The following is a 17,176-nucleotide window of genomic DNA, read 5'->3' as shown; positions in this document are numbered from 1 at the left end:
TCAGAGCTGTGTGACGTCCAGCGCGCCGTCGGCGTACTGGCGGCGCAGCACCTTCTTGTCGAACTTGCCGACGCTGGTCTTCGGCACCGCCTCGATCACCGTCCAGCGTTCCGGCAGCTGCCACTTGGCGATCTTCCGCTCGTCCTGGAGGAAGGCGCGCAGCGTGGCGAAGTCGGCGGCGGAGCCCTCCTTGAGGACGACCGTGGCGAGCGGGCGCTCGCCCCACCTGTCGTCGGGGACGGCAACCACTGCGGCCTCGGCGACGTCCGGGTGCGCCATCAGCGCGTTCTCCAGCTCCACCGAGGAGATCCACTCGCCGCCCGACTTGATGACGTCCTTGGCACGGTCGGTCAGGGTGAGGAAGCCGTCGGCGCTGATGGTGCCGACGTCGCCGGTCTTGAGCCAGCCGTCCTCGCTGAACTTGTCGGCCGGGCGCAGCGGTTCGGCGTCGGGGCCGTTGTAGTAGGCGCCGGCGATCCAGGGGCCGCGCACCTCCAGCTCACCCGCGGACTCGCCGTCCCACGGGAGTCGCTCGCCGCCGGGGCCGGTGAGGCGGGCCTCGACGCCGGCCGGGAAGCGGCCCTGGGTGAGCCGGTAGGCGAACTCCTCGTCGGTGCCGACGGCGTGGGCCGGCGGGCGGGCGATCGTGCCGAGCGGGGAGGTCTCCGTCATTCCCCAGGCGTGACAGACCCGCATGCCCAGCTTGTCGAACGCCTCCATCAGCGAGGGCGGACAGGCGGAGCCGCCGATGGTGACCTGGGTGAGGGAGGAGACGTCCCGGGGGCGGGCGGTGAGCTCGGCGAGCAGGCCCTGCCAGATGGTGGGGACGGCGGCGGCGTGCGTCGGCTTCACGCTCTCGATCATCTCGGCGAGCGGGGCGGGCTGCAGGAAGCGGTCCGGCATCAGCATGTGGACGCCGGTCATGAACGTGGCGTGCGGCAGGCCCCAGGCGTTGACGTGGAACTGCGGGACGACGACCAGGGAGGTGTCCTGGTCGGTCAGGCCCATCGACTGGGTCATGTTGACCTGCATCGAGTGCAGGTAGATCGACCGGTGGCTGTAGACCACGCCCTTGGGGTCTCCGGTGGTGCCGGAGGTGTAGCACATGGCCGCGGCGGCCCGCTCGTCCAGCTCCGGCCAGTCGTAGGCGACGGGCTGTCCGGCGATCAGCTCCTCGTACTCGTGCACCTGGACGTGGGTGTCGGCCAGGGGGGAGCGGTCGCCGGGTCCGGAGACGACGACATGCTCGACGGTCTTCAGGTGTGGCAGCAGCGGGGCGATCAGCGGGATCAGCGAGCCGTTGACGATGACCACGCGGTCGGCGGCGTGGTTCACGATCCACGCGAGCTGCTCGGCCGGCAGGCGCAGGTTCAGGGTGTGGAGCACGGCGCCCATGGAGGGGATCGCGAAGTACGCCTCGACGTGCTCGGCGTTGTTCCACATCAGGGTGGCGACCCGCTCGTCGCCGCGGACGCCGAGTTCCTCGCGCAGGGCGTGCGCCAGCTGGGCGGCCCGGGAGCCGATCTCCGCGTAGGAACGACGCTGCGGGTCCCCCTCGCCGGTCCAGGTGATCACCTGCGAAGTGCCGTGGATCGACGACCCGTGGGTCAGGATCCTCGAGATCAGCAGCGGTACGTCCTGCATGGTGCTCAGCACGGCGTCCTCCTGGGCGACATTGCCTGGCGTCGGTACGGTGTGCGCTGATTCTGCGCACATACCGCGCGGTATGTCACTAGGGGAGCGAATGATCGATCACGCTCCGGCGGACGACATTTCTCGTCAGGATCCGCTCATACCCCCTCAACTCCGAACAAGCCCCAGCTCAGCGTCCTCGCGGAGCTTGCCGAGCGCCCGCGACACGGCCGACTTCACCGTCCCGACCGAGACGCCGAGCACCTCCGCCGTCTGCGCCTCGCTGAGGTCCTCGTAGTACCGCAGCACGACCATCGCCCGCTGGCGCGCGGGCAGCCGCATGACCGCTCGCCACATCGCGTCCCTCAGGGCCTGCTGCTCGGCGGGATCGTCGCCGGCCGGCAGCGGGTCCGGCTCGGGCAGCTCGTCGCAGGCGAACTCGTCGACCTTGCGTTTGCGCCACTGCGAGGTCCGCGTGTTCACCAGCGCCCGGCGGACGTAGCCGTCCAGCGCCCGGTGGTCCTCTATCCGCTCCCAGGCGACGTACGTCTTGGCGAGCGCGGTCTGCAGCAGGTCCTCCGCGTCGCTGGGGTTTCCGGTCAGCGACCGGGCGGTCCGCAGGAGCACCGGCTGGCGGGCCCTCATGTACGACGAGAACGACGCGTACGGGAGGGTCTGCGTCGCCGGGGCGGCGGCGTTCGAAGCGCTGGTGCAGACGGGTGTGGTCATGTCGTCCACGCTAGGAGCGGGGCTCGCCCGGCGGATCGCCCGCAGGTCCCGAAGCCGGGTCCCCCTCAGGTTGTAGGGGTGGGGTTCGCCTCACCTCCCAGAGGTGGACGAGCGGATGAGGGGTCCTGCGGGTCCCCCCTGACGTGCGGCGCGCCGCCTTGAGGACCGGCCGCCCGGCGCGGCGGCGCCGAAGCGCCGCCGCGGCCGACGTCCTCCCCCCTGTCCCGGCATCCCCCCTTCTCCCCCCCGGGTCTCCCCCCTTGCCTACGCGGTCAGAGCGCCGGCCACCAGAAGGGGGCGAAGCTGACGGCCACGTTGTCCTCCCCCTGGTTGACGGTCGTGAACGCGGAGCCGTTGACCTGGGCGGTATTGCTCTCGTTCTCGGCGCCGGCCCCTACGGCCTGCTGCTGCGTGGTGGCGGAGTTCCCGAAGTTGTCCCCGCCGACTCCGGTACCGAGGGCGCCGACGCCGTTGTCCGCCGTCGCGACTCCCGCGAAGAGCGCGGCCGCGAGCGGGAGAGCGGCGGCGGCGGCGATGACACGGGCGGTACGGATGCTTGCCATGTTGTGTTCCCTCCAGAACCAAGGACGCACCGGGTCAAGGCCGTCCATGTGAGCACTACGACTGTGAACTGCGGTTTTCACCAGGGAAGCTGGCCCCCCGCCCTGGTGCTGTGCACGACGTCGCAAGATCAGGATTGCCCACCGGACGCCGCGGAACCACCCCGGAAGCCGTGATTCGCACGCAAGCGTGAGAAGTCGCCGATAAACCCCGAGTCGACCCTGATTCGGGGCCTGTTCGGCCCGGGCGGCGACGACCTGGGCGCCCCAAGGGAGGAAGCGTTTCGGCGTCCGTCCGGCCGGGCTTCTCATCCCCTGGGTGGCACCCCTTACCCTCTTCCCTTCTTCGAACGCGTGTACGAAAATGGGCTCATGGCCACCACCGACCGGCAGGCCACGACGCTGGCCCTCGCACACGCCCTGTCAGCCGCCGAACGCGGGCTGGCCGTCATCCCGTTGTCCCGCACCAAGCTCCCGGCCCTGCGCTCCCCCCACCGCGACGACCCGTCCCACCCGCCCTGCCACGGCGAGTGCCGCCGCTTCGGCCACGGCGTGTACGACGCCACCACCGACCCGGCGCGCATCCGCGCCCTGTTCGCCGCCGCGCCCCGCGCGACCGGCTACGGCATCGCCTGCGGCCTGCCCCCGCACCACCTGATCGGCGTCGACCTCGACACGAAGAACGGCACCGACCCCGGCGCCGCCCTCCGCGCCCTCGCCTCCCGGCACGGCTTCACCGTCCCGCCCACGGTGGTCGTCCTCACCCCGAGCGGCGGCCGTCACCTGTGGCTCAGCGGCCCGCCCGACGTCGTCGTCCCCAACTCCGCCGGCCGCCTCGCCCCCGGCATCGACATCCGCGGCGCCGGCGGCTACCTCGTCGGCCCCGGATCCCGTACGGAACACGGCACGTACCGGGCCGCGCCCGGCACCGCCGACCTGGCGCCCGCGGCCTGCCCGCCGCCCCTGCTGCGCCTGCTCCTGCCGCCGCCCCGCGCCCACCACCCGACCCCGCCGTCGGCCGGTGACCACGGGCAGGGCCTGGTCCAGTTCGTCCTCGCGGCGCACGAGGGCCAGCGCAACACCCGGCTGTTCTGGGCGGCCTGCCGTGCCTACGAGGACGGCATCGGCCCCGAGCTGGTGGAGCCCTTGACCGACGCGGCACGCGCCACGGGCCTGTCCGAACGCGAGGCACGCGCGACGATCGCGTCGGCAGCGCGTCTGACCGGCCACTGAAGCAGCCGCCCCCTACCCCCACACCCTCCCGCGCACGCGCCCGAAATTCGAAAGACCCGCATGCACCAGCGCCTTAAAGTGCCGACCATGGCACTCTCCCGCGTCGTCCTCGCCTCGGGCCGTACCGTCGACCTGACCGAGCTGCACCTGTCGGCGACATACGGGAACGTGCTCGAGGGATACCCGTGCAAGCCGCTGAACGACCACGCGATCGCCGGGCTGCTCCGGGCCGCCGAACGCTTCCACCCGGGAGCCCCGGTGCATCTGATCCCGCCGCCGCGCGAGTACCCCGACCAGTTCGCGGGCGCCTTCGGCCCGGTGGAGGTGCTGCCCGCCGTGACCTGCGTCGGCAGCTTCCGCTCCGAGGCCGTCGACCCCGAACACGACCGTGCCCTGTACCGCTCCCGCCTCACCGTGGTCTGGTTCCAGCCGACGTCGCGCATCCCCTCGGGGTACGACGCGGAGACGGAGCTGCTGGACGTGGACTGGGAGCAACTCGCCACCGACGAGGAACTGTGACCGCACCCACCCCTTCCGCCGCCGGCCGGATCGGCCTGCTCCGCTGGCAGTTCGACCTGACCTGGTCCCTGTTCGAGTACCACCTGGAACGTCTGGAGCCGGAGGACTTCCTCTGGGAGCCCGCCCCGCTCTGCTGGACGCTCCGCCGGTCACCCGAGGGTGTGTGGATCCCCGACTGGGCGGAAACCGAGCCCGACCCCGTGCCGGTGCCCACCATCGCGTGGGTGAGCTGGCACATCGGCTGGTGGTGGAGCGTGACGCTGGACCACGCGCGCGGGGAGCGCCCTCGTGAGCGGACCGGGATCGTGTGGCCCGGCGCGGGTGACCCCACGCTCGCGTGGCTCCGTTCCCTGCGCACGGAGTGGCTCGCCCACCTCGACACCCTCACGGACGCCGACCTGGACACCCCGGCGCCCTTCCCCTGGCCCGACGACCCGTCCCACACGAAGGCGCACATGCTGGCCTGGGTGAACGCGGAGCTGATGAAGAACGCCACGGAGATCGGCCAACTCCGCCTCCTGAGGGCGGCGTCATGAACGGTGGCACCGGCGCCACCCGGACGCCGTGGTCCCTGCTCGACCTCGACAGGGCGTTCCGCGCCTGCTGGGCCGCCGACACGTGCTCACCCGACGACCTGCCCGAGTGGCGCCCGGACAGCCCGTCCGTGGGCCACTGCGACATCACGACGCTGGTCGTCAACGACCTGTTCGGCGGCGACCTCCTGGTCGCCGACGTCCGCCGGGCCGGCTCCCCGCACGGCCACCACTGGTGGAACCGCCTCCCCAACGGCGTCGAACTCGACCTGACACGGGACCAGTTCCGAGCGGGCGAGACCCTCTCCCCACCCCGCACGGTGACACGCCCCCCGGGCCCACTGCCTCGCCGCCACCCGGAGTACGAACTCCTCCGCGCCCGCCTGACGCAGCACTTGGGCCCGCTGCCGTCGGGGGGTGAGGGCTAGGCCCGGCCGAGGGCGGCGGAAGGGGGAGTTGCCGTGAACCAACGGTGGCCGGAAGGACGGTACGCCGACCCGGCCATTGCCGTCGCCTTCGTCGCGCTGTTCACCATCGTCCTGACAACGAGGCTCGTCACCGGAAAGGGAGTCCGGCCCTCCCTGCGCACCGCCTGAACGGCCACCTTCGGCTGGGCGGACCGGATCTGATCGGCGCTCCACGGCCGGTCGCCCGCCGGAGCTGTCACCCGGCCCCCATGGCGGAGACCAGCGCGGCGCCGACGCCGAGGACGACCAGTTGCACGATGCCGGGGATGCGCCACCCCAGGGCGAGTAGGCCGCCGCCTGTCAGGACAGCGCCGCCGCCCAGGAGCCACATCGCCTGAGCCGCCGTCTGCGACGCACCCGACGCCGCGGAGCCGTCGCTCTCGTAGCTGTCGGCCCAGCCCGCTATCCCGACGCAGTACACCGACCCGGCGATGAGCATGAGGTCGACGAGAAGCAGCGCCACGCTGACGCCGATCTGCGGGCCGGTGGAGGAATCTTCCGCCGGTGCCATTTCTCCTGGGCTCATGCGGTCAGTGTGGTGCCGCGGCGGGCGTCGCACATGAGTTCACGTACTCAGGTGTGCCTCTTAGACCGCTTGGTCGACGGTTCGTCGGCCATGTCTCTCGTCCTTTCGGTGTAGGAACCGGCCTCCCACCGTGGGCACGCCGCCCAGTCAGGGCAGGCCGGCTCCTCCCCCCACGAAGAAGGTGGAGATGTTCCAAAAGTTGCTACTGGCCGGACGCTTCGACAGGCCGCACCTCTGTGTGAATCAGTAGCCGCCCAATGGCCAGGGTGCCGTCCCGCACCTGGCCGCAGGTTGGCCGCACGTGCTGGTCAGGGGTGAACCGCCGGCGGTTCAGAGTGAGACAAGGTGCACGCAGAGAGGGTGCCCCGGCAAGCGGGGCACCCTCTCTGACCTGCAACGTCCATGACCTGCGCGGAGGCGGTGGGATTTGAACCCACGGTGACATCGCTGCCACGACGGTTTTCAAGACCGTTCCCTTCGGCCGCTCGGGCACGCCTCCCCGCGCCGGCCGGTGATCGGCGGCGCGGGGACAAGGGTAACGGGTTCGGGGGTGGCGGGTGAGGTCAGCTGTCGCCCACGCGGGAGCCCAGCGTGAGTTCCGTGGTGCGCTCCTTGCCGCCGCGTTCGTAGGTGATCGTGACCTCGTCGCCGGGCTTGTGCGTCCAGATCTCGCCGATCAGCGTGGGGCCGGAGTCGATGACCCGGTCGTCGAGCTTGGTGATGACGTCGCCCGGCCTCAGGCCCGCCTTGTCCGCGGGGCCGCCCGGGTCGACGGGCTCGGTGCCGCCCACGCCCTGCTCGGTGATCTTCGCTCCGTTCGTGGTGTCCTCCAGGGAGACGGACGCGCCGATCTTGGCGTACACCGGCTTGCCGTTCTCGATCAGCTCCTGGGCGACGTACTTGGCCTGGTTGATCGGGATGGCGAAGCCGAGGCCGATGGAGCCGGCCTGGCCCGTGCCGAAGCCGCCGTTGCTGGTCGACTGGATCGCGGAGTTGATGCCGATCACGTTGCCCTGTGCGTCCAGGAGCGGCCCGCCGGAGTTGCCCGGGTTGATCGACGCGTCGGTCTGCAGCGCGCTCATGTAGGAGGCCTTGTCGCCGCTGCCGTCGCTGGAGGCGACCGGGCGGTTCTTCGCGCTGATGATGCCGGTCGTCACCGTGTTGGACAGGCCGAAGGGCGCGCCGATCGCGATGGTCGAGTCGCCGACCGCCACGTCGTCGGAGTTGCCCAGGGTGAGCGGCTTGAGGTCCGACGGCGCGTTCTTCAGCTTGATGACGGCGACGTCGTACCCCTGGGCGTTGCCGACGACCTCGGCCTCGTACTTCTTGCCGTCGGGGAACGTCGCGGAGAGGTTGCCGCCGTCGACGGCGTCGGCCACCACGTGGTTGTTGGTGACGATGTGACCCTGCTTGTCGAAGACGAAGCCGGTGCCCGTGCCGCCCTCGCCGCTGCTGCTCGCCGCCTCGATGGTGACCGTGCTGGGCAACGCCGCCGCCGCGACCGCGGCGATCGTGCCCGGGTCGCGCTTGACGTTGCCGCCGGTGGTGCCCGCCGACACGGTCGTCGAGCCGCCGCTGTCGTTCTCCCGGGCGAGCGTGTAGCCGAGGCCGCCGCCCAGGCCGCCCGCGACCAGCGCGGCCACCAGGACCGCGGTGACGAGCCCGCCGCGCCCGCGGCCGTTCTTCGGCGCGGGCTGCTGGTGCGCGGCGCCCCAGCCGGCGCCCCAGCCGCCACCGCCCTGGCCCGCGGCGCCGTGTCCCGCGCCGCCGTCACCGCCGTACGCCGGGGTGGACGGCGGCGGGGGCGGCGGCCAGGAGGGGTCGGGGGCGGAGGCGGACTCGCCCGGGTCGTGGTGGGCCTGGGGCACCGGAGTGCCGTAGGGGTCGCCGGCCGCCGGAGCCGACCCCGGGTGTGCGCCCTGGGGTGCGGAAGCAGCGGGAGCATCCGCCGGGGGCGGCGGAGCCGACGGGGCCGGGGGTACCGCGGTGCCCTCGTTCTCGGTGCTCACAGCTTCTCTCCTCGATCCACGGCTGTTCGGTCTCGGTCGCACTCGGGCCCGCATGTCACGCGCGCCTGACGTCCGGCGCGATGCAGATGGAGCTGTGCACGTCTCTTTGTATGACGTCAGCTTTTCCCACACGCCGTCAGGGCACCGTAAGCCGTTCCTGTGGGTCCGGGGTCATTCTTTATATAGGGCATTACTCACGTAAGGTGCGCCACTCCATGGCTCCGACCGGACTGTCGTACCGATCGCGCCACACCGCCCGTCCGCAGGCCGGCGAGCGGTGGCACCATGACGCGGTGACCCACGCACGTCAGCACCTGACCCGAGTCGTCGCGCACCGCGGGGCGTCCGAGGACGCCCCCGAGCACACCCTGGCCGCGTACCGCAAGGCGATCGAGGACGGCGCGGACGCACTCGAGTGCGACGTACGCCTCACCGCCGACGGACACCTTGTGTGTGTACACGACCGTCGCATCAACCGTACGTCGAACGGGCGCGGCGCCGTCTCGGCGCTCGAACTGTCCGACCTCGCCGCGCTCGACTTCGGCTCGTGGAAGACCCGGGACGCGGCCGGCGGGCCCCGCGTCGAGGAGCCCGACTGGGAGCACCGCCCGGAGGACCGCGAGGCCACCTCCGTGCTCACCCTGGAGCGGTTGCTGGAACTCGTCGCCGACGCCGGGCGCCGGGTGGAACTGGCGATCGAGACCAAGCACCCCACGCGCTGGGCAGGGCAGGTCGAGGAGCGGCTGCTCGTCCTGCTCAAGCGGTTCGGGCTGGACGCGCCCGCCTCCCGCGAGGACTCACCGGTGCGCGTCATGAGCTTCTCCGCGCGCTCCCTGCACCGCGTGCGCGCCGCCTCCCCGACACTGCCGACGGTCTACCTCATGCAGTTCGTCACACCACGGCTGCGCGACGGGCGGCTGCCCGAGGGCGTGGACATCGCGGGCCCCTCGATCCGCATCCTGCGCAGCCACCCCGCCTACATCGAGCGTCTGAAGCGGACCGGGCGCCAGGTGCACGTCTGGACGGTCGACGAGCCGGCGGACGTCGACCTGTGTGTGGGCCTGGGCGTGGACGCCATCATCACCAACCGGCCGCGCGCGGTACTGGACCGGCTCGGGCGCTGAGTCGACGGGCCGGGGAAGAGGTCCACCGGTACGGATTTACGGATCGATGCGGCGCGAGTCGGTGTCCCGGGCCCGGCGGGCGGGTGCGAGCCGGCGTGCCAGGCCCGGCGGACGGGCGAGATTCGGCGTGCCGGACCCGGCGGACGGGCCCGGAGGCACGCCTCCCATCACGCCTCGGGCGTCGCATCCGTCCCTTGTGTCCCAGTGGTTATCACCCACCTCTTGACCCACGGGACCGGTCGCCCACATCCTCATATCTCGGCCACATCGACGAAATCCAGCCATGCGACTACGGGGAGTGCTCCGGCGCGTTCGGTGCGTGTTCGATCGTTCCAAGTGCGTCACCGCGCAAGGATCGGCCGGTTTCCGGTTCAGGCCGATGGGGCATCCACACCGTGGCGTGGGGCGAAGGAGGTCTCGGGGGTGGCGTTGGTGGTGGCACAGGAGGTGCCCACGTCGTCGTGCATGGCCGTTCCCCATGGCCCTGCGGGCGTGGGTAAGGCGAGGCGTCGGATGCGCACGCAGCTGCGTGACGGAGGCGTCCCGGAATCGGTCATCGACGATGCCGTACTGATCCTTTCCGAGCTGTTGAGCAACGCGTGCAAACACGGCCGTCCCCTGGGCGACAGCCTGGCGGGCGACGGCGACGTGCGTGCGGCCTGGCGGGTGGACCCGCGCGGCCGGCTCGTCGTCGAGGTCACCGACGGGGGCGGTCCGACCCGCCCAGCGCCTGCCACCCCGTCGGTCACCGCGCACGGCGGCCGCGGGCTCAACATCATCTCCGCGCTCTCCGACGACTGGGGCGTGCGCGACGAGGTGCCCGGGGAGGTCACGGTGTGGGTCATCGTCCACGAGGACGTGCACGACCCGGACGCCGTGAGCTGCCACCGCCGCGAGGACTTCGCGGCACGGGTGACCGCCCCGCCGGCCGCCCGCCTCACGGGGCTGGACTTCGCGGACGTCTTCGACGACCTGGACTGATCAATCACCCGGAACGGCGCGGCCGCCCGGACGGACCGCGGCCGGCACCAGGCCGGGCTCTCTTCTGGAAGACGGTCACCGGGCCCGGCCTCCTCCCGACCGCCGGTATCGGGCCCGGCTCCCACGACAGCCGACACCGTCCAGCCTTCCCAGCCGGCCCGGCACCGCGTCCGGCCTTCCCGACGGCCCGGCACCCGTTCCGGGCCCTCGACCGCCGCCACAGGCCCGGCCTCATCCCCACGGCAGGCATCCGGTCCGGCTCCCCCGACAGCCGGTACCGCATACAGCTCTCCGGGGAGGGCCTCGACGACCGGCCCAGGTTGTCCACAGGGCACCCCGTCGTCCACACCTTCCCGTCGGCCGTGGCGCGAACGGCTAGGCTCGCGCCGTACGAGACGAGCCGTAACCGGGAGACACCCACGATGGCCAAGAAGCGACCCCAGACGAAGGCCAAGCGCCCGCAGCTCACGGACGGGCAGATCCCGGTCGTCGGCGCACGCGAACCCTGCCCCTGCGGCAGCGGCCGCCGCTACAAGGCGTGCCACGGCCGCGCCGCCGCGCAGGCGGTGACCGAGCTGGTGCACCGCCCGTTCGAGGGCCTCCCGGGCGAGTGCGACTGGGTGGCGCTGCGCGAGCTGGTGCCCGCCGCGACCGTCGAGCTGGCTCTGAAGGACGGCCTGCCCGAGGGCGTCCCGTCCGTCACCCTGGCCACGGTGCTTCCGATGGCCTGGCCGGCGCTGCGCCGCGACGACGGCTCGGTGCTGCTCGGCCTGCAGAACGACACGCCTTCCGGCGACCTCAGCCGCGACCTCGCCGACACCCTGCAGCGCGCGCTGACCGCCGAGCCGGGCACCCCGGTGCAGTCCCGCCGCGCGCCCGCCGACGGCCCCCGGCTGCAGGACCTGCTCGACCCGAAGGGCGCTTTCGAGCCGGTCGTGCACGACGGGTTCGAGTTCTGGGTCCCGGACCCGGAGAGCGCCGCCCCGGACGTCACCGCCTCCCTGGAGCGGGCGAACGCGGCCGCGATCCCCACCGTGAAGCTGACGGGCGTGGACTCCGCGTACTGGTGCGAAACGCCCGAGAAGAACCACCTGCGATGGGTCATGCCGCACCCGGAGGAGCAGCTTCTGGACGCGCTCGCGCGGCTGCACGCGGCGGGCCGCTCCTCCCTCGGCGAGGGCACCCGTCTGGTCGGCTCCTTCCGCGCTCACGGGCTCACCGTGCCGGTCTGGGACCTGCCGAGCGAGGTCCGCGCGGAGGACGTGGAGAAGCCGGCCGCCGAGTTCGCCGAGCGGCTCGCCGCCGCGCTGGCGACCGACGCCCCGCTCACCGCGGACGAGCGCCGGGCGCGCGGTGGTCTGACGAACCGCCAGGTCACGCTGAGCTGAGGCACTGCGTACCCGGCTTCCCGCGGGTGTCCCGGGCGGTCCGAACCGCCCGGGACGAATCTCCTTACGCTCGCGTAACTCCCCATACGCACAAGCCAGTCGGTGACCGGAAACGCCGAGATCGAATTTGCTTACCGCCGATCTCTTGTTACCGTTCCAGTAGCCCGGTTGCTGGTGCATCCCCCGTCGCCAGCAACCGGGTCTTTGCATGCTCGCCGCACGCCGTCCGTACGAGCTTCCGTACGGGCCCCCGGCACCGGCCGCTCCGGACTCGTCGCCCCGTTCTCCTGAGGCTCCGGTACGGGCTTCCACGCCTCACCGGATCTTCTCCGACGGTGAGTTGCTCCCGGCCCGCAGCAGCAGCCCCTCCTGCGCACCGCCCGCGTGGGCGGCGAACTCCGCGACCGCCGTGTACCGCAGCGGCTCGCCCTTCAGGCGTACACGCGGCGTCTCGCACAGGGACGGGTCGTCCCCGGCCCCCGCCACGCACCGGCTCCGCACGCTGTGCCCGTCCGGGCCGAGCAGGGACAGGGCAGCGTCCAGGGGCGCGCCGGTGGTGTTGCGGTAGTACGTCCGCGCCCACACGTCCTCCCCCCGCACGGCCACGCACGTCTGTGCCTCCACGCCGTCGGGCGAGGGCAGGGCGGGGCCGCAGCGCAGTGCGGTCGACACGTGCGTGCCAGGCGGCGGCGCCTCGTCCGCCGTCGGCGCCCTCACCAGGACGTCCCCGTTCTCCGGGACGGAGATCTCCGTAGCACCCCTGTCAGGGGCGTGTCTCTCGGGGATGCGTCCATCGGGCGCGCCTCCCGCCTCTGCACGGGTCTCCACAGCACCCCCCTCGGGGACGGAAATCGGACGCAGGTCGTCCGGTCCGGCCGAGGTGTGGTGCCGGCCCTCGTCCCGGCCCGCGCAGGCCACGGCCAGCGGAAGCACGAGCACGCACGCCGCCGCGACGCCCGCGAGGGCGGTCGCTCGGGCTCTGCGGGACGTCCTGGCACGGCCCCCGGCATGACGCGGCATGCCCCGGGAAGATAGCGGCCCGGCACCGGGTGCCGGGCGCGGCGCGCGACGGCGCCGCCTACATCTCGGGGGCGCTCACACCCGTACGGGTGAGGGCATCGACCACCACGTCCACCACGGCCTCGACGTCGGGCATCCAGGGCGACGCCGAGCCGGGCAGCGGCGCCCGCTCCCAGCGGATCTCGCCCTGCGCGGTGACGGACGGGGGCAGGGCCAGGTAACCCCCCTCGCCGTGGAAGCGGAGGGAGCCGGGGACGAAGTCCTGGGCGTACAGCAGCTCGCCCAGCTGCTCCAGCGAGTACGGCTTGACGAGGATCGCCCAGCGGGACGGCGAGGCGACGACCGGGCCGATCCGCATCCCCCGGCGGTCCAGCGCGGCTAGCGCGCGGGCGGCCGGCAGGGCGGGCAGGGACAGCGCGCACGGGGCCTTGCCGCCGGTGGCGAGCACGATCGGCGCCGTCGGCCGGTTGGTCCACCACCAGCGCACCATCCGCGCGTCGGTGGTGGCGGCGAGGAGACCGGGGTCGAACGGATGGGCGCCCGGCACCGTGCACTCCGGGTCGGGGCAGGCGCAGCGGGACCCGTCCTGCGGGTCGGCCGCCACGCCGGGGAGTACGGGCCACTGCCACTCCGCGGCGAAGGTCAGGGCCGCACCGATCAGATCGGGCCCTTCGTCACCACGCCGGGACAGGAGCCTGCGTCGCCTTCCGAGGATCTCGCGCATGAGCGCTCGTTCCTTTCCGTTGCACGCCTGGCAACACCGTGGACCACTCACGTCATGTGTCGATCACTTCACTGTGCGTACCTGTTGGCGCATCACACCCCCGCGCCGGGCAGGGGGAACCCCTATGGGCCGGGCATGGGCTGCCTCCGCGGCCGTTCCACCCATACAGCGTCTATCAGAAGTACGGGTACGGCGTGGGGTGGCGAAGTCTGGCGTTTACCGTCGCGCGTGGTTCTCTCCGCCTCCGCCACGGGAGGATGGGGCACGGTCGTCGGTGGTTAAGACGCCCGGGTCCGTCGCCAGGTTCCCGGGCGGTTCCCAACCACCCCTGGCCTTCTCCGAGTACGTACCCATCACGACCGCTGTGACGCTCCGTCGAGCAAGGCCAGTCGACCGCAGTAAGCCTCCCCCTGAGGCAGTTTCAAGCCAACTTCGAATTTCGGCAAGAGTTCTACCGGTAGTTCTCCTCGGTCACACGGACACCAGGAATCCCAGCAGGACAATGCTGGACATCTCCTCACGAGTACGTGTACATGTGGAGACACTGCCGGCGACGCAGAACGACATGGGGGTTTGCGATGCTTTTGAGCAGTACGTACCGGCCGGAAAGCCGGACGCCATGAACGCTCCGCACCCTCCGAAAGTGGCCGGAATCGATTCAACGGTTCCCGCCCCCGCACACACTGTCGCGCCCGTTACGGGTACCACCCCGTCCGCCGCGGCACACCCCCAGAACGCCCCGGGCGCGCTGCTCCAGGACCGCCTCGCCGGCTGGGTCTCGGACCTCACCACCCTGCACGAACTGACCGAACGCCTGGTCCGCGCCGGCACGCTCGACGCCGCGCTGGACGAACTGCTGCGCGCGGGCGCCGCCCTGGTCGGCGCCCGTCGCGGGCTCGTGGCCCTGGAGCCCGCCGACGGCCGCGGGCAGTCCACGACCGCGGGGCTGGGCCTCGGCCGCGCGGACCTGGGCCACATGGAGACGGTGCCGCGCAGCGCCCTGCCGCACGGCCGGATCCTCGACGGACTGCCCGGCGGGGACGACGGCGTCGCCGATCCCGACCTGTTCGCCGAGAAGGGCCTGGACCCCCGGCACCGTGAGGTCGCTGCCCGCCTCGGTTACGCCGCGAGCTACGCCCTGCCGCTCGCCACCGACTCCGCCGGACGCCTCGGTGCGGTCGTCTGGTTCTACGACGAGCCCGCCGAACCCGTCGAGCGGCAGCGCCACCTCGCCGGCCTGTACGTCCGGCACGCCGCGGAGCACCTCGCCCGGCTCCTCGAACTGGAGCACACGCGCGCGTCGATGGCCACGATGACCGAGGAGCTGCTGCCCTCCCGCCTGCCGCGGGTGGCCGGTGTGCAGCTGGCCGCGCGTCATCGCACCTGCCCGAACGGAGGCGGCGACTGGTACGACGCGTTGCCGCTGCCGGACGCCGCGCTCGGTCTCGCCGTCGGCTCCGTCACCGGCTCCGGCCCCAGCGCGGTCGCCGCGATGGGCCGGCTGCGGGCGTCGCTGCGGGCGTACGCCGTGATGGAGGGCGAGGACCCGGTCGCCGTCCTGTCCGACCTGGAGCTGCTGCTGCGGCTGACCGAACCGGCCCGGTCGGCCACCGCCCTGTTCGCCTACTGCGAGCCGGCGCTGCGCCGGATCACGCTGGCCGGGGCGGGCCACAGTCCGCCGCTGCTGCTCGGCGAGCGCCGCACCGAGTTCGTGGAGACGTCCGTCTCGGCGCCCCTCGGCATGCTCGCCTGCTGGGAGGCGCCCAGCGTGGAGGTCCAGGCGGAGGCGGGCGAGACGGTGCTGCTCTACACCGACGGCCTGCTGCACCGCACCGGCGACCCGACCGACCGTGCCTTCGCCCGGCTGCACGCCGCCGCGGCCGGGGTGCCGCGGGCGCTGCGCCGCGACCCGGGCGCCGTCGCCGACCATGTGCTGCGGGCGGTGCTGCCGGAGGGCGCTCAGGACGCGGACACCTCGGAGGACGTGGTGCTGCTCGCGGCGCGCTTCGACTGATCCGCCCGTCCCGCGCACCGCTCACCGCGTGTGCCTCCGACGTAACAGGTGCTTCCCCGGTTCGTCCGTTTCCGCCCGACCGTACGATGGGGGTGGTCCAGTGCCGTATCGAGGAGGATGACCGTGGCGGAGGAGCTGCCGGAGACCCCGGAGACTGCCGACGAGGAGCCCGTCAAGCAGCGGAAGAACGGCCTGTACCCGGGCGTGTCCGACGAGCTGGCAGAGAGCATGAGGAGCGGCTGGGCCGACACGGAGCTGCGCGACCTGGAGCCGGTCCCGCAGGTCGCCGAGACCGCCGCCCGCCGCGCGGCGCTGTCCGCCCGCTTCCCCGGTGAGCGCCTGGTGATCCCGGCGGGCAACCTGAAGACCCGCTCGAACGACACGGAGTACCCGTTCCGCGCGTCCGTCGAGTACGCCTACCTCACCGGCAACCAGACGGAGGACGGCGTCCTCGTCATGGAGCCGACGGCGGACGGCCACCAGGAGACGATCTACCTCCTGCCCCGCTCCAACCGCGAGAACGGCGAGTTCTGGCTGGACGGCCAGGGCGAACTGTGGGTGGGCCGCCGCCACTCCCTCACCGAGGCCGAGAAGCGGTACGGCATCCCCGCCTCCGACGTCCGCGAGCTGGCCGGCGCGCTGCGCGAGGCCACCGGCCCGGTCCGTGTGGTGCGCGGCCACGACGCCGGGATCGAGGAGGCGCTGACCGACAAGGTCACCGCCGAGCGCGACGAGGAGCTGCGCGTCTTCCTCTCCGAGATGCGGCTGGTCAAGGACGGCTTCGAGATCGGCGAGCTGCAGAAGGCCGTCGACTCCACCGTGCGCGGCTTCGAGGACGTGGTGAAGGTCCTCGACAAGGCCGAGGCCACCAGCGAGCGCTACATCGAGGGAACGTTCTTCCTGCGCGCCCGCGTCGAGGGCAACGACGTCGGCTACGGCTCCATCTGCGCCGCCGGCCCGCACGCCTGCACCCTGCACTGGGTGCGCAACGACGGCCCGGTCCGCTCCGGCGACCTGCTGCTGCTCGACGCCGGCGTGGAGACGCACACGTACTACACCGCCGACGTCACCCGCACCCTGCCGATCAACGGCCGCTACACCGAGCTGCAGAAGAAGATCTACGACGCGGTGTACGACGCCCAGGAGGCGGGCATCGCGGCGGTCAAGCCGGGCGCCAAGTACCGCGACTTCCACGACGCCGCGCAGCGCGTGCTGGCGGAGCGGCTCGTCGAGTGGGGCCTGGTCGAGGGCCCGGTGGAGCGGGTGCTGGAGCTGGGCCTGCAGCGTCGCTGGACGCTGCACGGCACCGGTCACATGCTCGGCATGGACGTCCACGACTGCGCCGCCGCGCGCACCGAGACCTACGTCGACGGCACGCTGGAGCCGGGCATGGTCCTCACCGTGGAGCCGGGCCTGTACTTCCAGGCCGACGACCTGACGGTCCCCGAGGAGTACCGGGGCATCGGCGTCCGCATCGAGGACGACATCCTGGTCACCGAGGACGGCAACAAGAACCTGTCCTCGGCGCTGCCCCGCCGCTCGGACGAGGTGGAGGCGTGGATGGCGGGCCTCAAGGGCTGAGTCACCCCTGGTGCACACGACGAGGGGCCCCTCCCGGTGACCTTGGGTTCAAGGGGTCGTCGCAACACCGCCTGGTTTCAGGTGGTGAGTAGATCACGTAGACGCTCGGCTGGGGTATCCCAGTCGAGCGTCTTGC

At 72.2% G+C, this 17,176-nt stretch carries 17 protein-coding genes and 1 tRNA gene; 10 read left to right on the top strand and 8 right to left on the bottom strand.

The genetic code is table 11. The features are described 5' to 3' along the window. The 3 genes from ACF1AG_RS29675 to ACF1AG_RS29665 form a co-directional block, all read right to left on the bottom strand. Positions 1–1,716 carry a long-chain fatty acid--CoA ligase gene (locus ACF1AG_RS29675; protein WP_359606270.1) on the bottom strand — a complete coding sequence of 572 codons (1,716 nt, stop codon included), beginning with the start codon at positions 1,714–1,716 and terminating at the stop codon, positions 1–3. Positions 1,717–1,800: 84 nt separating this feature from the next. After that, positions 1,801–2,361 carry a SigE family RNA polymerase sigma factor gene (locus ACF1AG_RS29670; RefSeq protein ID WP_190004473.1) on the bottom strand — a complete coding sequence of 187 codons (561 nt, stop codon included), beginning with the start codon at positions 2,359–2,361 and terminating at the stop codon, positions 1,801–1,803. 272 nt (positions 2,362–2,633) lie between these two features. Further along, on the bottom strand, positions 2,634–2,924 hold the full coding sequence (locus ACF1AG_RS29665) for a hypothetical protein (protein WP_093551149.1): 291 nt from the start codon (positions 2,922–2,924) through the stop codon (positions 2,634–2,636). Positions 2,925–3,293: 369 nt separating this feature from the next. Here ACF1AG_RS29665 and ACF1AG_RS29660 point away from each other — a divergent pair, with 369 nt between their 5' ends. From ACF1AG_RS29660 to ACF1AG_RS29640, 5 genes are all read left to right on the top strand, one after another. Then, positions 3,294–4,154, top strand: a complete 861-nt coding sequence (locus ACF1AG_RS29660; RefSeq protein WP_359606268.1) for a bifunctional DNA primase/polymerase — start codon at positions 3,294–3,296, stop codon at positions 4,152–4,154. Between the two features lie 87 nt (positions 4,155–4,241). Continuing rightward, positions 4,242–4,673: a hypothetical protein gene (locus tag ACF1AG_RS29655; protein ID WP_391810680.1), complete on the top strand. Its 432-nt coding sequence runs from the start codon at positions 4,242–4,244 to the stop codon at positions 4,671–4,673. Then, positions 4,670–5,209 carry a DinB family protein gene (locus tag ACF1AG_RS29650; RefSeq protein WP_359606265.1) on the top strand — a complete coding sequence of 180 codons (540 nt, stop codon included), beginning with the start codon at positions 4,670–4,672 and terminating at the stop codon, positions 5,207–5,209. The genes ACF1AG_RS29655 and ACF1AG_RS29650 overlap by 4 nt, the downstream gene beginning before the upstream one ends. Beyond that, entirely contained in the window at positions 5,206–5,634 is a 429-nt protein-coding gene (locus ACF1AG_RS29645) for a hypothetical protein (protein WP_387798653.1), read from the top strand. Before ACF1AG_RS29650 ends, ACF1AG_RS29645 begins: the two co-directional genes overlap by 4 nt. A gap of 33 nt (positions 5,635–5,667) precedes the next feature. Beyond that, on the top strand, positions 5,668–5,802 hold the full coding sequence (locus ACF1AG_RS29640) for a hypothetical protein (protein WP_359606261.1): 135 nt from the start codon (positions 5,668–5,670) through the stop codon (positions 5,800–5,802). Positions 5,803–5,869: 67 nt separating this feature from the next. On the opposite strand, the gene ACF1AG_RS29635 is transcribed toward ACF1AG_RS29640, so the two are convergent. From ACF1AG_RS29635 to ACF1AG_RS29625, 3 genes are all read right to left on the bottom strand, one after another. Then, complete coding sequence (locus tag ACF1AG_RS29635; protein WP_387798656.1) at positions 5,870–6,199, bottom strand: hypothetical protein; 330 nt, start codon at positions 6,197–6,199, stop codon at positions 5,870–5,872. A 412-nt stretch (positions 6,200–6,611) separates the two neighbouring features. Further along, positions 6,612–6,698 (bottom strand) — tRNA-Ser (locus ACF1AG_RS29630). A 64-nt stretch (positions 6,699–6,762) separates the two neighbouring features. After that, the gene (locus tag ACF1AG_RS29625; RefSeq protein WP_359606258.1) at positions 6,763–8,208 is read right to left on the bottom strand and encodes a trypsin-like peptidase domain-containing protein; all 1,446 of its coding nucleotides are present in this window, start codon (positions 8,206–8,208) and stop codon (positions 6,763–6,765) included. A 293-nt stretch (positions 8,209–8,501) separates the two neighbouring features. Here ACF1AG_RS29625 and ACF1AG_RS29620 point away from each other — a divergent pair, with 293 nt between their 5' ends. The 3 genes from ACF1AG_RS29620 (at position 8,502) to ACF1AG_RS29610 (ending at position 11,701) form a co-directional block, all read left to right on the top strand. Then, positions 8,502–9,332 carry a glycerophosphodiester phosphodiesterase gene (locus ACF1AG_RS29620; RefSeq protein WP_359606256.1) on the top strand — a complete coding sequence of 277 codons (831 nt, stop codon included), beginning with the start codon at positions 8,502–8,504 and terminating at the stop codon, positions 9,330–9,332. A 336-nt stretch (positions 9,333–9,668) separates the two neighbouring features. After that, complete coding sequence (locus ACF1AG_RS29615) at positions 9,669–10,313, top strand: ATP-binding protein (protein WP_359606272.1); 645 nt, start codon at positions 9,669–9,671, stop codon at positions 10,311–10,313. A 422-nt stretch (positions 10,314–10,735) separates the two neighbouring features. Continuing rightward, positions 10,736–11,701, top strand: a complete 966-nt coding sequence (locus ACF1AG_RS29610; protein WP_391810679.1) for a DUF5926 family protein — start codon at positions 10,736–10,738, stop codon at positions 11,699–11,701. Between the two features lie 315 nt (positions 11,702–12,016). On the opposite strand, the gene ACF1AG_RS29605 is transcribed toward ACF1AG_RS29610, so the two are convergent. Beyond that, complete coding sequence (locus ACF1AG_RS29605) at positions 12,017–12,418, bottom strand: hypothetical protein (RefSeq protein WP_391810678.1); 402 nt, start codon at positions 12,416–12,418, stop codon at positions 12,017–12,019. A gap of 361 nt (positions 12,419–12,779) precedes the next feature. Continuing rightward, positions 12,780–13,445 (bottom strand): bifunctional DNA primase/polymerase, encoded by a 666-nt coding sequence (locus tag ACF1AG_RS29600; RefSeq protein ID WP_359606250.1) that lies wholly within the window; start codon positions 13,443–13,445, stop codon positions 12,780–12,782. Between the two features lie 502 nt (positions 13,446–13,947). On the opposite strand from ACF1AG_RS29600, the gene ACF1AG_RS29595 reads away from it, so the two are divergent. Together ACF1AG_RS29595 and ACF1AG_RS29590 are read left to right on the top strand one after the other, a co-directional pair. Next, positions 13,948–15,459 carry a PP2C family protein-serine/threonine phosphatase gene (locus ACF1AG_RS29595; protein ID WP_387798666.1) on the top strand — a complete coding sequence of 504 codons (1,512 nt, stop codon included), beginning with the start codon at positions 13,948–13,950 and terminating at the stop codon, positions 15,457–15,459. A gap of 117 nt (positions 15,460–15,576) precedes the next feature. Further along, positions 15,577–17,040: an aminopeptidase P family protein gene (locus ACF1AG_RS29590; RefSeq protein WP_359608076.1), complete on the top strand. Its 1,464-nt coding sequence runs from the start codon at positions 15,577–15,579 to the stop codon at positions 17,038–17,040. The last annotated feature ends 136 nt before the right edge of the window (positions 17,041–17,176 follow it).

It is taken from the genome of Streptomyces sp. NPDC014764, from assembly GCF_043082785.1.
GTDB classification, from domain to species: Bacteria; Actinomycetota; Actinomycetes; order Streptomycetales; family Streptomycetaceae; genus Streptomyces; species Streptomyces althioticus.
The sequence above is the reverse complement of the archived record's forward strand: the minus strand, read 5'-3'. Positions and strand labels throughout refer to the sequence as shown.

Coding starts and splice junctions, on each gene's coding strand:
- ACF1AG_RS29600 (WP_359606250.1), bottom strand. CDS start 13,445: ATGCGCGAGATCCTCGGAAGGCGACGCAGGCTCCTGTCCCGGCGTGGT.
- ACF1AG_RS29670 (WP_190004473.1), bottom strand. CDS start 2,361: ATGACCACACCCGTCTGCACCAGCGCTTCGAACGCCGCCGCCCCGGCG.
- ACF1AG_RS29610 (WP_391810679.1), top strand. CDS start 10,736: ATGGCCAAGAAGCGACCCCAGACGAAGGCCAAGCGCCCGCAGCTCACG.
- ACF1AG_RS29660 (WP_359606268.1), top strand. CDS start 3,294: ATGGCCACCACCGACCGGCAGGCCACGACGCTGGCCCTCGCACACGCC.
- ACF1AG_RS29590 (WP_359608076.1), top strand. CDS start 15,577: ATGACCGTGGCGGAGGAGCTGCCGGAGACCCCGGAGACTGCCGACGAG.
- ACF1AG_RS29675 (WP_359606270.1), bottom strand. CDS start 1,716: ATGTGCGCAGAATCAGCGCACACCGTACCGACGCCAGGCAATGTCGCC.
- ACF1AG_RS29635 (WP_387798656.1), bottom strand. CDS start 6,199: ATGAGCCCAGGAGAAATGGCACCGGCGGAAGATTCCTCCACCGGCCCG.
- ACF1AG_RS29595 (WP_387798666.1), top strand. CDS start 13,948: ATGCTGGACATCTCCTCACGAGTACGTGTACATGTGGAGACACTGCCG.
- ACF1AG_RS29665 (WP_093551149.1), bottom strand. CDS start 2,924: ATGGCAAGCATCCGTACCGCCCGTGTCATCGCCGCCGCCGCCGCTCTC.
- ACF1AG_RS29645 (WP_387798653.1), top strand. CDS start 5,206: ATGAACGGTGGCACCGGCGCCACCCGGACGCCGTGGTCCCTGCTCGAC.
- ACF1AG_RS29655 (WP_391810680.1), top strand. CDS start 4,242: ATGGCACTCTCCCGCGTCGTCCTCGCCTCGGGCCGTACCGTCGACCTG.